The organism is Endothiovibrio diazotrophicus (assembly GCF_054657215.1).
Map to the genome: position 1 here is coordinate 1 of NZ_BAAHXB010000073.1, position 18,898 is coordinate 18,898.

Consider the following 18,898-nt stretch of genomic DNA (forward strand, 5'->3'; position numbering starts at 1 on the left):
GCACCTACATGGTGATTCATTCCTGCCCGCTGGAGTGTGGGAACGATCAACATCCCTTATCTGAAATCGACGACCGGCACCTCGGTCTTCGGTAGGAGCGGCCCCAGGCCGCGATAGCGCGGAGTGACGCGGGGAGAAACGCCTCGGGCGGTTGGAGGCCCCCCGCCACCCCCACTTCGACGCTCGCTCGCGGGAGTCTCGTCAACGGCGCCATCGCGGCCTCGGGGCCGCTCCTACATGGTGATCGTTCCTGCGCTCCAGCAGAGTCGCGAGTTGCACTACCGACATCGGTCACGGGACGCTGGAGCGTCCAGTGATTCATTCCTGCCGGGGTGCCCTCCTCCCTCACCCCCACGCCGGGACGGAGATCCCCCAGGGTCGCCAACTGTCGTTGAACCCGTTCGGCCAGGGCGCCTGTTCGTCGAGGAGAAAGAGCAGGCAGCGGGTATTCGGCGCGGCGTCGGCGTGGCGAAGCTCCAGCTCGATAAGGACCGGTCCTCCGGATTACCGTGCTCCGCGGGTGGGACGTGGCCGTAGCGAAAGGCGAACAGGCCCACGTAGAGATCGGCGCGCTCCACATCCGCCAAGCAGGCGCGCAGCGGCCGGTCGTCGCGGGCGAAGTAGTCCTCCATGGCGATGACCTGGTAACCCGACCGGCGCAGGGCGTCGAATACGGTTGCGCGATACGTCTTCAGGTCCTCATGGGTGGAGGAGAGATAAATGGTGGTCATCGGTGTGCAGAGGAACCCGGCAACACCACCTGCAACGGGCGCTCGTCGAAGCCGTCCTCGTCCCAAAGCCGTTTGACGCTCTCCGACCAGCGCGGGACCTTCTGCACCTCGTCCAGCACCAGCAGCGCCGGCCCCTGGCCGGCCAGCATGCGGGCGATGCGCCACCGTTGTTCGACCCAGCCCGGTTCCGGCGCGGCGGGGAGGTCGGCGCTGGCGTAGTGCGCCTGCTTTCCGAAGCGCGCCATCGCCTGCCGGGCGAGGGTGGTTTTACCCACCTGGCGCGGCCCGGCGAGAATCTGGAGAAAGCGCCGCGGCTGGCGGAGACGGTCGGTCAGGGTGGCGAGCTGAGGACGGTGGAACATGTTGGGTATTACAAATTACTCAACATGATGAGCAAAAATGCTCGCCATCAGGCGAGAAATCCATTTTCATCGCTCCGTCAACAGGGAAGGTCGCCGTTTCGCCGGCATCGAGACGCTGCGAGGTACGCGAAACCTTGTCGGACAACCAACCGTCGTAATCCGGCTCCCGATCCGCCGGAAACTCCGGCAATAACGTATCCGCCGTATCCTCGATGGAGATCATGATCCCCCCACCGGCCGGCCGTTCCGGATCACCACCACCGGCTCCCGGCGAGCGCCGAGGAACCCGCCAAAATGGTTCTTCGCCTCACGGGCGGTCATCGTCTTCATTACTTCCTCTCCGCTGCGAAAAGCCGAATTTCCGGTAGAAGCGCGTTGCCTCCGCGTCGATGGCGTCGACCACGATGGCGTGGATGGCGATCTCGTCGCCCGCGGCGATGGTCAGGTTCCGGTCATCGCTCATCGGCTGGTGACGCGCCGGTCGTGCTCCTCCAAGGCGGCGCTCAAGGTGTCGTTGAAATCGGGCGGCGAGGCGAGGGCGTTGAAGAAGGCTTCGGAGTCCTGCGCGTTCAGACACATCCGCTCGTACTCGTGCAGGGTCTTCTCGGCGCGGCTCAATCGTCGAGTCATTGCGCCATCGCTTGAATCGCTTCCTTCAAACCCCACCCGATCCTGCAAATCAGACATACACCGCCTCCCTCTCGATCCGCTCCTTCAATGATGGATTCATCTTCTCCCGGTAGCGCACCAGATCCACGGGGATATGGAACGCCTCTTCCAGCAGCCCCTTGACGTGAGCCATGGCGAAGCCGTCGGGGGCCATCTGCACCACCACGTCCACGTCACTGGCCACCCCCGCCTCGTCCCGCGCGACGGAGCCGAACAACCCCACCTTTCCGACTCCGAAACGCTGCTGAAGCAACGGTTTCTGTCGCTCCAAAATGCGAAGTGCCTCATTGCGGGTCATCGGTCCGCCCTCTCTCCGCTCTCATCCAGTACGTCAACGATGCGCGGCCTGATCCAGCACCTCCGCCACCCATTGATTGAGGCTCTTGCCCTCGGCCGCCGCGGCTCGGGCGATCTCTTCGTGCAAGGTCGTGGATACCCGGACGTTGAACTTGCCGGAGTAGGATTTGCGCGGTTCCACCCCATCCTCCTCGCACATATCCAGAAACACCTTGAGCGACTGGGCCCCCTCCCGCTTCAGCGCCTCGATATCTCCCGCGTAGAAATCCGCACCGCCGTTGAGGTCGGTGAATTCACCTCGGAACATCTCGATTTCGGGGTCGTATTTGATTACGGCACGGAAACCGCCGATCCCCATCACGTTCATCATGACGTCACCTCATTCCTGCGCAACCAATCGCCGGTAATGATGGCGGATGCGTCACCCGCTACCGCCAGTTCCAGGAATTTGTTGTCTTTCGGGTCTCGGCAATCGGTGATGGTCTGGGTTCGTGTCGAACACGAAAACCGGATCACTCATTCTCGGCAAGGATTTCGGCGAGCATCTCTTCCGTCAAACCACGCTCACGCGCCGTACGGGTCATCCGCTTGGCAAGTTCGATGAAGGGCGCCGCGGGATCCTCCAGTGCGTCGTTGTCCCCAATGGTCACATGAACCGGCTCACCAGGGTTGCGACGTGCCAGTTCACGCTCGATCCGCCGCAGTGCCTCAGCGGGCATATCGTCAAGAGTGATGGTAGACACGGTAATTGCCTCCCTTGACGGCCTGATCGTCAACTTGGATAGGCTTCCATTTTACACCTTTCCGTCCTGTTGATGGCTGCCGAAAACCGCGCCTATCCGGCGAGCAGAGTTACTTGGGAAATTTCCGTGCGGCATGGACCACGTTCAAGACAACGACATCGCTCGGTAGCAACCGGATGAACGCGATGTACGGGAGGCCATGCACGGAAACCTCCCGAGCCCCGGGGATCCGGTCGCTCTCCCGAACCCGCTCGGGGAAGGGGGGTAAGTTCACGATCCCCGAGACGATCCGCCGCTCGACGGCCGCAGCCGTCGCCGGACCCGCTTCGCGGAGGTAATAGACGAGGATCTCTTCGAGGTCGTCAAGCGCATCGTCCGTCCAGACGATACTCACCCCGACTACGCCTCGTCGGCACCCAGACGCGCCGCGAGACGCTTGTGCAGACGCGCCATCGCCTCGTCGTGGGGGTAGGTCGCCGTTTCGCCGGCATCGAGACGCTGCGAGGTACGCGAAACCTTGTCGAACAGCCAGCCGTCGTAACCCGGCTCCCGATCCACCAGAAACTCCGGAAGCAACGTATCCGCCGCATCCTCGATGGAGATCATGATCCCCACCGGTCGGCTGTTCCGGGTCACCACCACCGGCTCCCGGCGAGCCGCGTCGAGGAACTCGCCGAAATGGTTCTTTGCCTCGCGGGCGGTCATGGTCTTCATCACTTTTCTCTCCACCATCTCTCGGTTATGTCCATTGTAGACACTTTGGACACAATGCCCATCTCTTCCAGCTCGGAAGGCTTCGTAGCCCCCTCTCGCCGGATGACGAGAACCAGAGGGATAGGCGGAAAAATTAGCGCTCGCCGAAGCCAGCCGATCACATTTGCGATCATTTTTGCTATGATTAATGATCATGCACGCCAGATTCAAACGCCCGTTCAGCCAATTCGTGAAGAAGGCGCGCAAGCCGTTGCAGCTCGCCATCGAAGATGAGGTGGAGACGATCTGTGACGATCCGGAGATCGGCGTGCCGAAGGTCGGTGACCTTGCGGGAATACGGGTCCACAAATTCCGGTTCAACCGCCAGGAGTATCTGATCGCCTATCGGGCGCCATCCCCCACATCAGAACCGGCGCTAGCCGTAGAGCTCCTGTTCATCGACTTCTATCAGGTCGGCTCCCACGAGAACTTCTACGATTCGCTCAAGCGCTACCTGAGGGAGGAATAGACCATGCAGCATGTCACCAAGGCCGAAGAGCTGTTCGCCGCCATGCGCGCCATGCCCGCGGGCGAGCGAAGCCGTTTTTTCGCCCTGCTCGGAGCGCAGCTGTTCCAGGATGAGGAGTTGAGCCAGGAGCAGCTTTTCGGGCACCTGAAGGATCAGCCTTTCACCACGCAGGAGGCGGCGGAGTATCTGGAGGTCTCCGTCGCCACCCTGCGCCGCTACGTCAAGGCCGGCAGGATCGAGCCGTCACAGGTCATCGGCCGGAGTCAGCTGTTTTCCACTGGGGAGCTGAAGGCGTTCAAGAAGACCCTGGGTAGAAAATAGGCACCCCCCAGAGATGGGCCCGGTCAGGCCATATGGGCACGAAGGGCAACGGTCATTCGGTGGAGCGCAACGCTCCACGAACGTCGAAGCAGCGCACCACGATGGGCACGATTTGGGCACGCTCAGGGCACAAAAAACCCGGCGAGGCGCCGGGTTTTTCATAAGCCACTGATTTATATGGCGCGCCCGAGAGGATTCGAACCTCTGACCTTCGCCTCCGGAGGGCGACGCTCTATCCAGCTGAGCTACGGGCGCAATCTCATCACCGAGCGATGAGAGGGCGTATTCTATCCGTCGAATCCCGCCCCGTCCATCTCCCAACGCGCCCCTTTTCCTCCCTACACGGGGCTTTTCCCACCGCCGCCCTGCCGCGACCCCACCCATACCCGACGCCACCCCACCCGCCCCCAAATGCCATTCACCCAAAGAGGCCCCGCTTTCGTTAGAAATTAATGAATGTATAATATACGGCCGATTTTCCCGTAGTGGTCCCCCGCGCCTTGCGCGGCCCCCTCCACTGAACCATCTCCCCCGACGCAACGAGGACAAGGACTTGAGCAACTACAGCACCCACTTCGGCACTTCGATGGCCGCCGCCGCCGCCGTCGTCGCCCTCAACCTGTTCATCAACTCCGCGGTCACCGGTGCCCTCCGCGGCGCCCCGATGGAGGACGGCATGACCCTCTCCCAGCGCATCACCCCGGTGGCCAACGTTTACACCACCAACGACAAGCTGCCCGAGGTGGCCGCCGCTCCGGCGCCGGCGCCGGCGCCCGCCGCCGCCGCGGCCCCCGCCGGCGCCGCCCGCGGCGGCGAGGAGGTGTACAACAGCGTCTGTCACGTCTGCCACGCCACCGGTGCCGCCGGCGCGCCGAAGATGGGCGATACCGCCGCCTGGGCGCCGCGCATCGAGAAGGGGATCGACGCCCTGATGCACTCCGCGCTCAACGGCCTCAACGCCATGCCCCCCCGCGGCACCTGCGGCAACTGCTCCGACGACGAGCTGAAGGGTGCCATCGAATACATGGTCAGCAAGTCCCAGTAATTGCGCCGCTCGACAAATAAAAAGGCCGGCACCTGCCGGCCTTTTTGTTTTCCAGGATGGCCCCCTCGCCGCTCCTGTAAGCCCTGACTTACGCCGTTTTCCGAATTTCGCCAATTTCCCCCGCGCCCCCGCCCGGCTAGGCTGATCCTCTTTCCGCTTCCGATAAGAGAGGCCGCCCATGCCGCCCCTGCCCTCCGTCGAAGACCAGGTCGTCGACTACTACCAGGCGCTCTACGAGACGCTCTTCCACGCCCCATTCGCCGACGAGATCCGCGCGCGCATCCAGCGCAACGCGGTGCGCCGCCAGGTGGAGAGCGCTGCCGACGCCGCCTCCCGCGCCCTCACCCGCTTCTTCACCCTGCAACAGATCGACGAGGCGGCGGTGGCGGGGATGCTGGCAGCCATCGCCCCGCTCGACCGCCGGCTGACGCTGGAGGCGCTCGCCAACCCCAACGTCTCCCCCGAGTCGCTGGTGGAGACGCTCCTCCCCCACCTCCCCTGCCCCGAACCGCTGCTCCCCCTGGCCCCAGCCTACCGCATTGCGCTCCACGGGGTGGTCCAGGGGCTCACCCTGATGGGCCCGGTGATGAGCGAGTGGCGGGCCAGCGGCTTCGGCTCCACCTTCGAGATCCCCCGCCGGGTCACCGCCCGCCTCAACGAGATCAGCGACCGCATCAACGCCCTGGCCGGCCTCGGCGGCGGCGAGGCGGACGAGCGCTACGAACTCACCTACCGCGACTACCTCTGCCAGCGCTTCCACCGGGTGGAGGCGGGCACCGTGCGCATGACCACCAACCAGTCGGTGGACCTGCGGGAGCTCTTCGTCATGCCGCGGCTGGAGCGCCGCCCCCTGGCCGACAGCCCGGAGGGGGCGATGGCCGAGCTGATGGACCTGAGCGCCGCCCGCGAGCTGGCGACCCGGCGCGCCCGCTTCACGCCGCCAAGTGAAAATGAAGAGGAAGAGGAGCCGCGGGGCAGTCCCGCGCTGGAGACGCTGACCCCGCTGGTGCGGGCGGTACTGGTGGGCGCGCCGGGAAGCGGCAAGTCGACCCTCTTCGAATGGCTCCAGCTCCAGGTCGCCGCCGCCGAACTGCCGTGGGTGATGGAGGACAGCCAGCAGGCGATTCCCCTGTTGTTGCGGGTGCGCCAACTGAAGCTGGACCAACTGCCCGAGGGGCGGACGCTGATTGCCGCCGCCACCGCCAGCGAGGACCAGGCCGGGGTGATGCCCGAAGGGTGGATCGAGCGGCAACTGGAGCAGGGGCGAATCCTGCTGCTGCTCGACGGCCTCGACGAGGTGGAGCCGGAGCGGCGGGACGATACCCTGCTCCCCTGGCTCACCGCACTGATCGAGCGCTTCCCCCGCTGCCGCTACCTGCTCTCCTCCCGCCCCAGCGGCTATCCGCCGGGGGCCCTGAAGAGCGCCGAATTCGACGAGCTGGACCTGCTCGACTTCGGCCGCGACGAGGTGGGGGCGTATACCCGCCACTGGTGTACCGCGGTACGCCTCGCCCAGAACGAAGCGGAGAAGGAGGCGCGGCGCAAGGGGACGGAGGAGGGCGAGGTCATCCTCAACAGCTTCAGCGACCACGACTACATCCGCGATCTGGCGCGCAATCCGCTGATGCTCTCCGCCATCTGTCTGGTGAACTATTTCGAGAAGGGAAAGCTGCCGGACGACCGCGCCAAGCTTTACGCCCTCTGCGTCGAGGGGCTGCTTCACCACTGGGATCAGCGGCGCGGCATCCACTCCGAATTTGGCCTGGAGGAAAAGCTGCGGGTCTGTCGCGAAATCGCCATCGCCATGCAACGGGACGACCGTGCGGAGTATGAAGCGGAGAAGGTGCGGGAGATCTTCTCTTCGGCGCTCAATGACGAGATTCGAAGCGCCTCACTGCTCACCCACATCCGCAATCGTTCTGGACTGCTAGTGGAACGGCGCTCGAACGTTTTTGCATTCTCTCATTTAACCTTCCAAGAATACCTCGCAGCCGCATCTATATACGAAGGCAATTCCATCGAGATTGATATTGAAAAACTAATACCCGAAGCCAACGATTCCCGCTGGATAGAAGTCATTAACTTGTATTGCGGATTAGCTTCTGTTGGCCATGCAAAGTTTGCCATAGAATCAATCTTGCACAGCAAACTAAACAGAAGAGGAACTATTGCAGGAGAGGCATACCTTACAAAATCAAACGAACTTAAAGAAGACAAATCCTTACGAGAAGACATCATCAACCGCATCTGCATAGAACCGGACTACCCCATCCTACATCGTTTTCAACCCAGCGAAGTAGAACTCATTGCCAACAACAGGGTGGGAATAAGATCAATTGAGGGATCATACACTTTCACCAACTCGGAGATATTCCTAATAAGACGCCCACATCTCATTCGGGCACAAAAAATAATAGATAAAATAAATGAAATAGCGCGACTTTCGCCAATAGGAATCGAATGCTTGATTGCTGTAGCAATAGTATCCAACAACGATCAAATATTACATGAAATTAGATCAAACAAACTCTTGCTAAATCATTTCTTGTATAATTCATACTTCTCCGCATTCACACCATTCGACACCCCAAGCATATTAGCCATATCCATTTTTATTATGACACTATCCAGCGACATAAAACACTCCAGACCCATTGATGACATAAAAACTTTCGCACTTTCCGAATCAACAAAATACATCACAAAAAATAATCCAACCATTACTTTTCGCGTTGCCAATGGTGTTGTTTCCAGACTTCTTTTTTCAGCCGACCACCTCCCCTATCCGGACGATCCAAACACCCGATCAATATTCGTTAAGCATTTTTCCGCTTTCATCGAAGCGCTAAAAAGATGCAATACTGAAAACAAAAAAAACGAACGCATGGAAAAAAAGAAATTCATTGGCGAAGCCGATGTTTGGATCGAACATTTAAAAAAGAGCATCCAGAAACAACCCTATCAGCTCCCAGCCTTTTGAGGTAATTCATTATCATGAATACTGGCACACGCAAAATCTCCCCCAGCCTCCAAGCCGCCCTAGCCGACGCCGACAGCAAGACCAAACAAGACGCCATCGTCATCTTCCGCCCCTCCCCCCAGGAGTCCCAACGTCCCCGCGGACGGATGCGGGCGCTGAAGCGGCGGCTCGATGCGATCAAGCAGCAGGCCTCGGCGCAGATGGCGTTGCAGCACAAGGTACTGAACGGATACCGCGAGGAGAGCGAGCGGCGCCTGCCGAAGAGTTTCAACTCCGATCAGCGCCGCCTGCGCACCGCCCCCATCGGCGACTCCCAGCTGCCGGTGGCGACGGTGGAGGTAACGCGACAGACCCTGCCGGCGCTGGCCGAGCAGGAGGAGGTGGTGGCGATCCTGCCCAACCAGAAGATCCACCTGATCCAGCCCAAGGAGGTGGAGTACGCGGCGCTGGAGCGCCAGGAGCTGAAGGAGAAGGTGACCTGGGGACTCGCCCAGTTGGAGATCCCGGAGCTGTGGAAGGAGGGAATCAGCGGGCGCGACATCAACGTGGCGGTGCTCGATACCGGCGTCCACGGCGACCACCCGGCCCTCGCCGGGCGGGTGACGGGGTTCACCGTGGTCGATCCGCTGGGGCGGCGGATCAGCGCCCGGCCCGCCTTCGACAGCGGCAGCCACGGCACCCACGTCTGCGGCACCATCGCCGGCGGCACCACCAACGACGGGGTGGCCATCGGGGTGGCCCCCGAGGCCAACCTGCTGGCCGCCGGCGTACTGGTCGGGCAATCGACCATCAGCACCCTGCTGGAGGGGCTCTCCTGGGCGGTGGAGAACGGCGCCGATGTGATCAACATGTCGCTCGGCTTCACCTATTACGAGCCGCTCTTCACCGAGGTCTTCAAGACCCTGATCGAGCAGTACGGGATCCTGCCGGTGGTAGCCATCGGCAACGAGAACCACGGCAACACCAGCTCGCCGGGCAACGCCTACAACGCCTTCTCGGTGGGCGCGCTGGAGAAGGCGCCGCGCAACCGCACCCAGGTGGCCTTCTTCAGTAGCGGCGCCAGCCTCCAGTTCCCCGGCGATCCGGGCCACGAGCTGGTGACCAAGCCCGACGTGACGGCGCCGGGCGCCCAGGTCTACTCCTGCATCCCGCCCCAGCTCCAAGGGGGGCAGGCCTACGAGTACACCTACATGGACGGCACCTCCATGGCCACGCCCCACGTCGCCGGGGTCGCGGCGCTGCTGATGTCGGCCCATCCGAACGCGCCGGTGGAGGCGATCGCCGCGGCACTGCGGGAGACCGCATGGCACCCGCAAGGCGACTCGGCACGCCCCGACAACCGCTGGGGCTACGGGCAGATCCGACCACTGGAAGCGCTGCGGGCGCTCGCCTAGAATCGGCCCCATGAAACGCGAAGAGCTCGATCCGCTGGCCGACAAGGTGGGACCGGCGTTCCGCGACCGCCTCGCCCGGCTCTCCGCCGAGGCGCCGGTGCAGGCGGTGGTGCTGATCCAGTCGGCGACCGACGGCGAGGCGGCGGGGCGCCGCACACGGGGAACCGAACGGGTCGCCCGCATCGCCGCCCAGCGGCGCGGCGCCGAAGAGGGGCTGGTGGAGATCGATGCAATCCTCGAACGCACCGGCGGCCATCGGCTGGCCGACGCGCCCGACCTGCTCGGTTCACTGCCGGTGGCGACCACCGCGCGGGGGATCGCCGCGCTGGCGAAGTCGCCGCGGGTCAAGGCGATCCTGGAGGACCAGAAGCTCAAGGCGTTGTAACCCCCCCTCCCCCGCGACTCCCCCCGGAGAGGCCGGCCATTGCCGGCCTTTTTCGTGGCCATGCCCAAGTCAGCGGTTGTGAAGGATGGCCAGCGCTTCGCTTCGTTACAGGAGACTACCGCGGCTCGCGATCCAGCCGCCGGTAGGCGATCGCCTCGGTGAGGTGGGGAGTGGCGATGGACTCGCTCTCCGCCAGGTCGGCGATGGTGCGCGCCACCTTGAGGATGCGGTGGTAGGCGCGGGCCGACAGGCCGAGCTTCTCCATCGCCCGCTCCAGCAGCGCCCCATCCCTCTCGTCCAGGCGGCAGTAACGGCTCAGCGCCTCGCCGGAGAGTTCGGCGTTGAGGCGTCCGGCGCGCTCCGCCTGCCTCGACCGCGCGGCCTCCACCCGCTCGCGCACCGCGGCGCTCGGCTCCCCCGGCGCGCCACCGCCGAGCGTCCCCGGCGGCAGCCGCGGCACCTCCACCTGGAGGTCGATGCGGTCGAGCAGCGGGCCGGAGACCCGACCGCGATAGCGGACGATCTGGTCGGGGGTGCAGCGGCAGCGCCCCGCCGGGTCGCCGAGGTAGCCACAGGGGCAGGGATTCATCGCCGCCACCAGTTGGAAACGGGCCGGGAATTCCGCCTGGCGGGCGGCCCGCGAGATGGTGATGCGCCCCGACTCCAGGGGTTCGCGCAGCACTTCCAGCACCTTGCGGTCGAACTCGGGGAGTTCGTCGAGGAACAGCACCCCGCGGTGGGCCAACGAGATCTCGCCGGGGCGGGGTTGGCTGCCGCCGCCGACCAGGGCGACGGCGGAGGCGGTGTGGTGCGGCGCACGGAAAGGACGGCGGCGCCAGCGGGCGGGATCGAGGCCGCGGTCGCTGATCGAGGCCACCGCCGCCGCCTCCAGCGCCTCGCCCTCGTCCATCGGCGGCAGGATCGACGGCAGACGGCTGGCGAGCAGGGTCTTGCCGGTGCCGGGGGGACCGAACATCAGCAGCGAGTGGCCGCCGGCAGCGGCCACCTCCAGGGCGCGCCGCGCCTGGAGCTGGCCGCACACCTCGCGCAGGTCGGGCTCGCCCTCGTCCGGCGGCGCCCTCTCGGCGGCGTCGCTGAAGGGGATCGGCCGCTGGCCGCTGAGGTGGGCGCAGACCGCCAGCAGCGCGTCGGCCCCGACCACCTCGGCATCGCCCACCAGCGCCGCCTCGCCACCGTTCTCCCGCGGCACCACCAGGGCGCGACCGGCGTCGCGGGCGGCCAGCGCCGCCGGCAGCACGCCGCGCACCGGCCGCAGGCCGCCGCCGAGGGCCAACTCGCCGAGGAACTCGTGCTGTTCCAACGCGCCCTGGGAAAGCTGGCCGTTGGCGGCGAGGATACCGAGTGCAATGGGCAGGTCGAACCGCCCCCCCTCCTTCGGCAGATCGGCGGGGGCGAGGTTGATGGTGATGCGCCGCTGCGGGAACTCGAAGCCGGCGTTGAGCAGCGCCCCACGTACCCGGTCCTTGCTCTCCTTCACCGCCGTCTCCGGCAGGCCGACGATGGAGAGCGAGGGGAGGCCGCCGGAGAGGTGCACCTCGACGGTGACCAGCGGGGCATCGATACCGGACTGGGCGCGGCTGTAGAGGACGGCGAGCGCCATCGACACGACTCCGTGAAGGGGCGGGAAAAGGGCCCCATCATGAGTCGTTTCCGCGGCGCTTTCACCCCCTCGGGGAGAAAAGACCGAAGAAGCTGAACGATGTTCGGAAAAAGACCCGTCAGTCGGCGAAACGGCTTACACAACCGCCTCCCGTTTTCCTATCGCCCTGCCTGCTCCAGGGCGGCGACGCGGCGCTCCAGGGCCTCCAGCTTGGCGCGGGTACGGGCGAGCAACGCGCTCTGCACGTCGAACTCCTCGCGGGTCACCAGGTCGAGGCGCGACAACGAGCTCTGCAGCACGGCGTGGAAGTTCTTCTCCGCCTCCTCCTGCAGCCCCTTCAGGCCGGGGGGCATGGTGGCGGCGAGGCGACGGGCAAGGTCATCGAAAAGCTGGGGTTCGATCATCGGGACGGGGCTCCGCAGATGGGGGAAATTCGGAGCGGCATTATCGCAGCAATCCCGCTGCCGCCGACACCGTGCGCGGGAATAAGGGCCCGCGAAAGAATAACCCCCTGTTTTGGGACGCCGATCCGCTCCCCCCGGCGGCGTTGCGCAAAGGGTTACATACAACGAGTATGCGCCCCTTTGCGCGCCTTGCCGGAGGGACGTCTCGACGCCCCAAAACAGGGGGTTATTCTTTCGCGGGCCCTAAGCGTCAGGCGCCCTCCTTGAGGGACTGGTGGGCACCGTCGCAGAAGGGCGGGGTCTTGGTGCGGCGGCAACCGCAGAGCCACACCTTGCCCGGCTTATCCACCTTGAACGCCAGCGGTTCGAAGCCGGTGCCGGCATGGGAGCCGTCGCAGCGGGGTTGGTCCTTGGAACGACCGCAGGCGCACCAGTAGTAGGTGCCGGGCTCCAGCTCCATCTCGTAGGGCGCGGTCTGGGCAATGACGGCTTCGCTCATGGCGGGACTCCTCAGGGGATGGACGTTGGGGTTAAAGGTAGACGGTTTCCGGCGGGCCGGGCGGGAAAAGGTGTCAGGTGTCAGGTGTCAGGTGTCAGGTGTCAGGAAGAGGGTGGGCCACCCCCGCCTTCGCAGTTACCCCAACGCCAACAGAACCCACCTCGGGTTACCACGCTCCGCGTGGTAACCCGGCCTCCACGCCGGCACCGGCACGTCCCCTGGACGCTCCGCATCGGAGAGGCGCCCGATCGAGGTCTCTCCTCGAAGCGGGACGCGGAGCGTCCAAGGATCATGGTTACGACGCAGAGCGTCCAACGGCCCTGGTTACGACGCAGAGCGTCGTAACCAGGAGTACCGGTGAGCCACGGCAGATGTCTCAATAGAGCCGGGTGACTCGGTAGCCGCGCTTGGCCAGCAGGCTGGGGATGCCCTGCTCACCGTAGAGGTGGACGGCACCGACGGCGACGAAGGCGCCCCCTTCGCGCAGGTGGATGATCATTCGCGCGGTCATCCGGAAGTTGCGCTCGGTGATCAGCTCGCGGTCGAGCCGCTCGGCTAACGCCGGATCGCCCGGCTCGATCTCCTTGGAGAGGGCCATCACCGCCGCCAGGTCGCGGTCCAGATAGGCGCGGGTGAGGCGGTCGAGGAGCCCCGGCAGGCGGTCGAGGAGCGTCACCGTGTCGCGCAGCAGGGCGAGCTGCTCCTCCCGAGCGAGGGTGTCGAACAGGGCAAGCTGCTCCTGCGCCGTCTCCAGGGGATGGAACGGGAGGCCGGCCTCCGACACCCCCTTGCGGTAGAGCACGCGGTCGAGGAAGTCGCCGCTGGAACGGCGCGGCATGCTCAGCATCAACGCCACCGCCCACGGCTTGAGGGCACGGGTCTCCTCCCGCGGCACGCCACGGGCGAGCATCGCATCGCTCGCCTCGCGGTAGAGACCCGGGTCGGCCACCCGCGCCAGGTCGCGGCCGTCGGCGAAGCGCATCGCCGCCGCCGCGTCGCGCCGGGCGGCCTCGGGGTCGATCTCCAGTACCAGGCTGCGCGCCCGGGCAAAGGCCGCGGCCACCGGCTCGGGCAGGTAGGTGACCCGTGCGTCGTCGTTGTGCAGGGTACCGAACAGCCAGCTCACCTGGCCGTTGCGCTCCACCTGCCAGAGCAGGCCGTGGTCGAACTCCCCGGCCGACGCCGGCGGTAGCACCGCCACCAGCAGCAGCCAACCGACCACGCCCCAGAGAATCCGTGTCATGCACATTCGCGCCATCCTACACGGGCCCGTCATCATTGAAACCGTCAACGGGTGATGATCAGCCGGGCGGCATCGAGGCGCAGACGAGTGTGGTCGAGCTGGGACGCCACCGCCTCGCGGGTCGCCTCCAGGGTCTCGCGCTCCTCGCGGGCGGGGGCGCCGAGGGCGCGCAGGCGGGCCAGCTCCGCATCGAAGGTGCGTGCCGCCTCCTCCTTGGCGCGGGCCGCCTCGCGATCGGCGGCGCGCTGGGCGAGCAGGGCACCGCGCTCGAGCAGTTGGCGCAGCCGCGGCGTCTGCGACTGCACCACCGCCTTGGCGAGATCGCGGTTGCGCCGCTGGCTCTCCCCCTGGAGGGCGTGGTGGGGAAGCTGCTCGGTAAGGTCGCGGCCACGGCCGTCGAGCAGCAGGCGCAGGGCGGTCGGCGGGAGGAAGCGGCCGATCTCCAGCTCCGGCGGGGCCGGGCACTCGGCGACGTAGACCAGCTCCAGCAGCAGGGTGCCCGGTTCGATGCGGCTCGACTTGACCACGGTGATGGCGGTGGCCCCCTGGTCGGAGCCGGTCAACAGCTCCATCGCCCCGCGCACCATCGGGTGCTCCCAGGTGAGGAATTCGCGATCCTCGTGGGCCAGCGCGTCGTCGCGCTCGAAGGTGACCGTGATCCCCTCCTCGGGCAGCCCCGGAAAGTGGTGGTGGTGCATGTGGTTGCCGGGGTGGAGCACGGTGGAGCGGCCGGGGCCCGGGTCATGCTCGACGCCGAAGGCGTCCCACAGGCGGCCCATGAAGTCGGCCAGCCGGCGATCGCCGTCCACCGCGGCCATCGCCCGCACCAGCCGATCGGCCTGCTCCGGTCGGTGGGAGTGGAGTTCCAGCAGGCGGTCGCGGCCCGCCTCCAGCTCACCGGCGAGTTTCGCCGAGAGCGCCGCGGCCCGCGCCACCAGCCCGTCGCACCGCGCCGGGTCGCCCAGCGCCGCCAGCAGCTCCGCTCCGAGCGCCTCGAACACCGCCCCCGCCGCCGGGGCAACGCCACCGAACGCCCCCAGGCCCTCGTCGTACCAGCGGTAGAGCACCTCGCCGGCGCTCCCGGCGAAACAGGGGACGTGGATGCGGATGGCGGAGCACTGGCCGATGCGGTCGAGGCGGCCGATGCGCTGCTCCAGCAGCTCCGGCTCCAGCGGCAGGTCGAACAGCACCAGGTGGTGGGCGAACTGGAAGTTGCGCCCTTCGCTGCCGATCTCGGAGCAGAGCAGTGCCTGGCTACCCTCCTGAGGATCGGCGAAGTAGGCGGCGGCGCGATCGCGCTCGACGATCTCCATCCCCTCGTGGAACAGCGCGGCGTGGTGGCCGTGGCGGCGGTGCAGCGCCTCGCGCAGCTCCACCGCGGTGGCCGCCTCGGCGCAGATCACCAGCACCTTCGCCGGGCGCAGCCCGCGCAGGGTCTCGGCGAGCCAGTCGACGCGGGGATCGACGGCGCTCCAGCCGGGGCCGAAGCCGCGCTCGGGGGCTGGGGAGGCGGGGTCGTAGCCATCCGGCAGCGACAGCGGATAGGCGATCCCCTCGCGGCCGGGGAAGCCCTGGATCGCCGCGCGGGTGTTGCGGTAGAGCACCCGCCCGGTGCCGTGCAGGTCGAGCAGCCGCTCCATCACCACCTCCGGCTCCCCGTCGGCCTCCTCGCCGAGCAGCGACGCCAGCAGCGCGCGCTCCTCATCCCCCAGTGGCGCCCCCTCCAGCAGCCGCGCGGCCACCGCCGCCACCGGCTCGTACTCCCGCTCCTCGGCGAGGAAGGCGTCATAGTCGTGGAAGCGGTGGGGATCGAGCAGCCGCAGACGGGCGAAGTGGCCGGCCCGCCCCAACTGCTCGGGGGTGGCGGTGAGCAGCAGCGCACCGGGGGTGAGCTGGGCCAGGGCCTCGATCAGGTCGTACTCCAGACTGCTCTCCTCCGGGGTCCAGTGGAGGTGATGGGCCTCATCGACCACCAGCATCTCCCACTGGCCGCCCAGCGCGGCGCGGGCCACCGCCGGGTTGGAGGTGAGGAACTCCAGGGAGCAGAGCACCCGCTGCGCCTCGAAGAAGGGGTTGTTCTCCTCCGCGGGCTCGCCGGCGGCGTCGAAGCGGGCGCGGTCGAACAGCGCGAAGGGGAGATTGAAGCGGCGCAGCATCTCCACCAGCCACTGGTGGAGCAGCGGCTCGGGGACCACCACCAGCACCCGCCTGGCCCGCCCGGCGAGCACCAGCCGATGGAGGATCAGCCCCGCCTCGATGGTCTTGCCGAGCCCCACCTCGTCGGCCAGCAGCAGCCGTGGCCAGAGACGGCCGGCGGCCTGCTCGGCGATGTAGAGCTGATGGGGGATCGGCGCGACGCGGGCGCCGGCGAGGCCGAACAGCGGCGAGCGGGCCGCCTCCGCGGCGCGCAGCCACGCCTCGTAGCGCAGGGTGAACCAGGTATCGCCGTCGAAGCGGGCGGCGAGCAGCCGCGCCTCCGGGCGGTTGAGGCGCAGGCGGTCGTCGAGGCCGCTCTCGGCCAGCGTCTCCGCCCCTCCGTTCTCGTCGTGACAGCGGTAGGTGACCACCCCGCCCTGCTCCTCCACCCCATCGACGGTGAGCGGGCGCCCCTCGTGGTCGCGGATCGCATCACCAACGTCGAAACGGACGCGGGTCAACGGTGCGGAACGGACGGCGTAGGTGCGCTCCTCGGCGGCGGCCGGGAAGAGCACCCGCACCATCCGCCCGTCGCAAGAGACCACCACGCCGAGGCCCAGCTCGCTCTCGCCGTCGCTGGACCAGCGCTGGCCGGGGATGTAGATCGGATCGGACAAGGGGAGACACCTCGGGGAGCGAAAACCGGGGCCGAGGATTCTACCGTATAGGGAGGCCGCGGGTCAGGCGTCAAAGCGAAGCCGAAGTCCAACCGAACGCCAATCGTCCCCCCCCCTGGTTACCACGCTCCGCGTGGTAACCGCGCATCGCGTGGTAACCGCGCATCGCGTGGTAACCACGCACCGCGTGGTAACCGCGGCCTCCCCGCTGGCACGGCCTTCCCCTTGGACGCTCCGCGTCGGCCCGCCACAACCGGAAACGCCCCCGGCAGGACGCAGAGCGTCCAAGACCGCTGGTTACGACGCAGAGCGTCGTAACCAGGAGGTATTCGAAGACCCCTGCTTGAGACTGACGTTCCACCGGCACCGATCGCCACCCCTGGTTACCACGCTCCGCGTGGTAACCGCGGCCTCCCCGCCGGCACGACCTCTCTATTGGGCGCTCCGCGCCGGCCCACCACAACGGGAAACGCCCCCCCGGCAGGACGCAGAGCGTCGTAACCGGGAGGTATTCGGAGAGCCACCGGGCCGGCGGATCCGCCCCCTACTTCGCCGCCTGCTTCCGCAACTCCACCAGCTCCCGCAACAGCGCCTCGATGTTGGCCAGCCGGGTCTCCACCGTGGCCATGTGTTCCCACATCATCGGGCGCCCGCTCATCATCATCGGAGGATAACCACCCATCGCGCCCGGCCCCATGCCGCGCCCGGGGTAGCCGGCGTGCTTCATCGGACAGGGATTCCCGCCGCCCGCCATGCGCCCGGTACCGGGACCGGCACGATGGAGCGGACAGGGCGGCGTCCCCTCACCGATCTCGCCGGCCGCGCCCTCCTCCACCCCATCCACCGCCATCGGCTGCGGCGCGGCCGGCCCCATCCTCATGCCGGGCCCATACCCGTATCCAGGCCTGCCGCCCATCATCGGCCCGCCCCCCGGCATCGGCATCCCCCGACCGGCCATCGGCATCGGTGGCCAGGTGGGCGCGGCAGGCTGGGCGGGCGCCGCGAACTGGGCGGGCGCCTCGTCGGCCAGCGTCGGCAGGGTGAAGGCGCCGGCAAGCAGGCCCGTAGCGGCAAGTGCAATGAATCTCATGGTCTCTCTCCTGGTGGTTGGTCGCGGGGCCCGATGGCCCCCATTTGGGGTAATCCGGCGGATACGGTCCCCGATTGGACCGTTCCCCCACCTTCCTGTTCACCCCAGTGTTGCACAAATCCTCGGAACCGAGGCTCGTCAGAGTGCGGGAAATCGTTTCCGTACTCAGCCCCCCGTTGGGCGACCCATCCCGGCTGTGGCAGAATCCGGCTCCAACCTCGAAGAACCCAGGAACCCCACGATGTCCCGCCTGCTGACCCTGCTCTGCGCCCTGCTCGTCGCCGCCTCCGCCCTGGCCGGCGAATTGAAGATCCACGATCTCGCCACCGGTGACGGCGCGCTCGCCCAGCCCCTTTCCAAGGTGACCGTCCACTACACCGGCTGGCTGATGGACGGGACCAAGTTCGATTCCAGCGTCGACCGCGGCAAGCCCTTCACCTTCACCCTCGGCCGCGGCCAGGTGATCCCCGGCTGGGAGCAGGGGGTCGAGGGGATGAAAGTGGGCGGCAAGCGCGAGCTGACCATCCCGCCGGAGCTGGCCTACGGCGAGCGCGGCGCCGGCGGGGTGATCCCCGCCAACGCCACCCTGCGCTTCGAGGTGGAGCTGCTCGGCGCCGAAGCCCCCAAATTCCGCAGCGTCGACAATGCCGAACTGGAGGCGTTGCTCGCCAACGGCACCAAGCTGATCGACATCCGCCGGCCGGAGGAGTGGAAACAGACCGGGGTGATCGAGGGGAGCGTGCTGCTCACCGCCTTCGACGGCCGCGGCCGGCTGGTCCGCGACTTCCCCGCCGAGCTGGAGAAGGTGGTCGGCAAGGAGGAGTCCTTCGCCCTGATCTGCCGTACCGGCAGCCGCACCGCGGCGCTCGCCGGTGCGCTCAGCGAGCGCGCCGGCTATCCGGGGATCATCAACGTCACCGACGGCATCACCCGCTGGATCAAGGAGGGGCACCCGGTGAACAAGACGTGCGCCAAGTTCGTCAGCGGGGAGCGCTGTTCCTGAAGGTTGCCGTTCCGGGCCAACCGCGATGTAATTCGGTTCGACCGGATCATCGGGAATCGACCTGACGGACTCCGCG

23 protein-coding genes, 1 tRNA gene and 1 pseudogene are annotated in these 18,898 nt (G+C 66.6%); 7 read left to right on the forward strand and 18 right to left on the reverse strand.

Going from position 1 to position 18,898, the window contains the following annotated elements:
- Positions 1–278 precede the first annotated feature (278 nt).
- The 11 genes and pseudogenes from ACYQ2W_RS16790 to ACYQ2W_RS16840 form a co-directional block, all read right to left on the reverse strand.
- Positions 279–731, reverse strand: coding sequence for a DUF4062 domain-containing protein (locus tag ACYQ2W_RS16790; protein WP_459869538.1), 453 nt, complete (start codon positions 729–731; stop codon positions 279–281).
- The gene (locus ACYQ2W_RS16795) at positions 728–1,093 is read right to left on the reverse strand and encodes an AAA family ATPase (RefSeq protein ID WP_459869540.1); all 366 of its coding nucleotides are present in this window, start codon (positions 1,091–1,093) and stop codon (positions 728–730) included. The genes ACYQ2W_RS16790 and ACYQ2W_RS16795 overlap by 4 nt, the downstream gene beginning before the upstream one ends.
- Positions 1,094–1,112: 19 nt before the next feature.
- Entirely contained in the window at positions 1,113–1,316 is a 204-nt protein-coding gene (locus ACYQ2W_RS16800) for a hypothetical protein (protein ID WP_459869542.1), read from the reverse strand.
- 84 nt (positions 1,317–1,400) lie between these two features.
- Positions 1,401–1,556, reverse strand: coding sequence for a hypothetical protein (locus ACYQ2W_RS16805; protein WP_459869545.1), 156 nt, complete (start codon positions 1,554–1,556; stop codon positions 1,401–1,403).
- Complete coding sequence (locus ACYQ2W_RS16810) at positions 1,553–1,780, reverse strand: type II toxin -antitoxin system TacA 1-like antitoxin (RefSeq protein WP_459869548.1); 228 nt, start codon at positions 1,778–1,780, stop codon at positions 1,553–1,555. The genes ACYQ2W_RS16805 and ACYQ2W_RS16810 overlap by 4 nt, the downstream gene beginning before the upstream one ends.
- On the reverse strand, positions 1,773–2,060 hold the full coding sequence (locus ACYQ2W_RS16815) for a nucleotidyltransferase family protein (protein WP_459869551.1): 288 nt from the start codon (positions 2,058–2,060) through the stop codon (positions 1,773–1,775). Before ACYQ2W_RS16815 ends, ACYQ2W_RS16810 begins: the two co-directional genes overlap by 8 nt.
- 33 nt (positions 2,061–2,093) lie before the next feature.
- Complete coding sequence (locus tag ACYQ2W_RS16820; RefSeq protein WP_459869554.1) at positions 2,094–2,429, reverse strand: type II toxin-antitoxin system HicB family antitoxin; 336 nt, start codon at positions 2,427–2,429, stop codon at positions 2,094–2,096.
- 26 nt (positions 2,430–2,455) lie between these two features.
- A pseudogene (locus ACYQ2W_RS16825) lies at positions 2,456–2,554 on the reverse strand (putative toxin-antitoxin system toxin component, PIN family); the annotation flags it as partial.
- 17 nt (positions 2,555–2,571) lie between these two features.
- A complete protein-coding gene (locus tag ACYQ2W_RS16830) occupies positions 2,572–2,802 on the reverse strand; it encodes a hypothetical protein (RefSeq protein WP_459869557.1) in 231 nt (76 codons plus the stop codon).
- A gap of 109 nt (positions 2,803–2,911) precedes the next feature.
- The gene (locus ACYQ2W_RS16835; protein WP_459869560.1) at positions 2,912–3,196 is read right to left on the reverse strand and encodes a type II toxin-antitoxin system RelE/ParE family toxin; all 285 of its coding nucleotides are present in this window, start codon (positions 3,194–3,196) and stop codon (positions 2,912–2,914) included.
- 5 nt (positions 3,197–3,201) lie between these two features.
- Positions 3,202–3,516, reverse strand: coding sequence for a type II toxin-antitoxin system Phd/YefM family antitoxin (locus ACYQ2W_RS16840; RefSeq protein ID WP_459869562.1), 315 nt, complete (start codon positions 3,514–3,516; stop codon positions 3,202–3,204).
- A gap of 193 nt (positions 3,517–3,709) precedes the next feature.
- Here ACYQ2W_RS16840 and ACYQ2W_RS16845 point away from each other — a divergent pair, with 193 nt between their 5' ends.
- A complete protein-coding gene (locus ACYQ2W_RS16845) occupies positions 3,710–4,024 on the forward strand; it encodes a type II toxin-antitoxin system RelE/ParE family toxin (protein WP_459869565.1) in 315 nt (104 codons plus the stop codon).
- 3 nt (positions 4,025–4,027) lie between these two features.
- Positions 4,028–4,345 carry a helix-turn-helix domain-containing protein gene (locus ACYQ2W_RS16850; protein WP_459869567.1) on the forward strand — a complete coding sequence of 106 codons (318 nt, stop codon included), beginning with the start codon at positions 4,028–4,030 and terminating at the stop codon, positions 4,343–4,345.
- A gap of 178 nt (positions 4,346–4,523) precedes the next feature.
- On the opposite strand, the gene ACYQ2W_RS16855 is transcribed toward ACYQ2W_RS16850, so the two are convergent.
- A tRNA-Arg gene (locus ACYQ2W_RS16855) sits at positions 4,524–4,600 on the reverse strand.
- A gap of 298 nt (positions 4,601–4,898) precedes the next feature.
- Here ACYQ2W_RS16855 and ACYQ2W_RS16860 point away from each other — a divergent pair.
- The 4 genes from ACYQ2W_RS16860 (at position 4,899) to ACYQ2W_RS16875 (ending at position 10,149) form a co-directional block, all read left to right on the forward strand.
- The gene (locus ACYQ2W_RS16860) at positions 4,899–5,390 is read left to right on the forward strand and encodes a c-type cytochrome (protein ID WP_459869570.1); all 492 of its coding nucleotides are present in this window, start codon (positions 4,899–4,901) and stop codon (positions 5,388–5,390) included.
- Positions 5,391–5,568: 178 nt separating this feature from the next.
- Positions 5,569–8,370 carry an NACHT domain-containing protein gene (locus ACYQ2W_RS16865; protein WP_459869572.1) on the forward strand — a complete coding sequence of 934 codons (2,802 nt, stop codon included), beginning with the start codon at positions 5,569–5,571 and terminating at the stop codon, positions 8,368–8,370.
- Between the two features lie 14 nt (positions 8,371–8,384).
- Complete coding sequence (locus tag ACYQ2W_RS16870) at positions 8,385–9,764, forward strand: S8 family serine peptidase (RefSeq protein WP_459869575.1); 1,380 nt, start codon at positions 8,385–8,387, stop codon at positions 9,762–9,764.
- Positions 9,765–9,774: 10 nt separating this feature from the next.
- Positions 9,775–10,149 (forward strand): hypothetical protein, encoded by a 375-nt coding sequence (locus ACYQ2W_RS16875; protein ID WP_459869578.1) that lies wholly within the window; start codon positions 9,775–9,777, stop codon positions 10,147–10,149.
- A gap of 115 nt (positions 10,150–10,264) precedes the next feature.
- Here ACYQ2W_RS16875 and ACYQ2W_RS16880 read toward each other — a convergent pair whose 3' ends face one another.
- The 6 genes from ACYQ2W_RS16880 to ACYQ2W_RS16905 form a co-directional block, all read right to left on the reverse strand.
- Complete coding sequence (locus ACYQ2W_RS16880; protein WP_459869581.1) at positions 10,265–11,770, reverse strand: YifB family Mg chelatase-like AAA ATPase; 1,506 nt, start codon at positions 11,768–11,770, stop codon at positions 10,265–10,267.
- A gap of 158 nt (positions 11,771–11,928) precedes the next feature.
- A complete protein-coding gene (ubiK, locus tag ACYQ2W_RS16885) occupies positions 11,929–12,174 on the reverse strand; it encodes a ubiquinone biosynthesis accessory factor UbiK (protein WP_459869584.1) in 246 nt (81 codons plus the stop codon).
- Positions 12,175–12,424: 250 nt separating this feature from the next.
- Positions 12,425–12,673, reverse strand: a complete 249-nt coding sequence (locus ACYQ2W_RS16890; RefSeq protein WP_459869586.1) for a CDGSH iron-sulfur domain-containing protein — start codon at positions 12,671–12,673, stop codon at positions 12,425–12,427.
- Between the two features lie 376 nt (positions 12,674–13,049).
- Positions 13,050–13,916: a TraB/GumN family protein gene (locus ACYQ2W_RS16895; protein ID WP_459869589.1), complete on the reverse strand. Its 867-nt coding sequence runs from the start codon at positions 13,914–13,916 to the stop codon at positions 13,050–13,052.
- Positions 13,917–13,960: 44 nt separating this feature from the next.
- Positions 13,961–16,729, reverse strand: coding sequence for an RNA polymerase-associated protein RapA (gene rapA, locus ACYQ2W_RS16900; RefSeq protein WP_459869592.1), 2,769 nt, complete (start codon positions 16,727–16,729; stop codon positions 13,961–13,963).
- A gap of 544 nt (positions 16,730–17,273) precedes the next feature.
- A complete protein-coding gene (locus ACYQ2W_RS16905; protein WP_459869595.1) occupies positions 17,274–17,819 on the reverse strand; it encodes a hypothetical protein in 546 nt (181 codons plus the stop codon).
- Positions 17,820–18,060: 241 nt separating this feature from the next.
- On the opposite strand from ACYQ2W_RS16905, the gene ACYQ2W_RS16910 reads away from it, so the two are divergent.
- Positions 18,061–18,822: an FKBP-type peptidyl-prolyl cis-trans isomerase gene (locus ACYQ2W_RS16910; protein WP_459869597.1), complete on the forward strand. Its 762-nt coding sequence runs from the start codon at positions 18,061–18,063 to the stop codon at positions 18,820–18,822.
- The last annotated feature ends 76 nt before the right edge of the window (positions 18,823–18,898 follow it).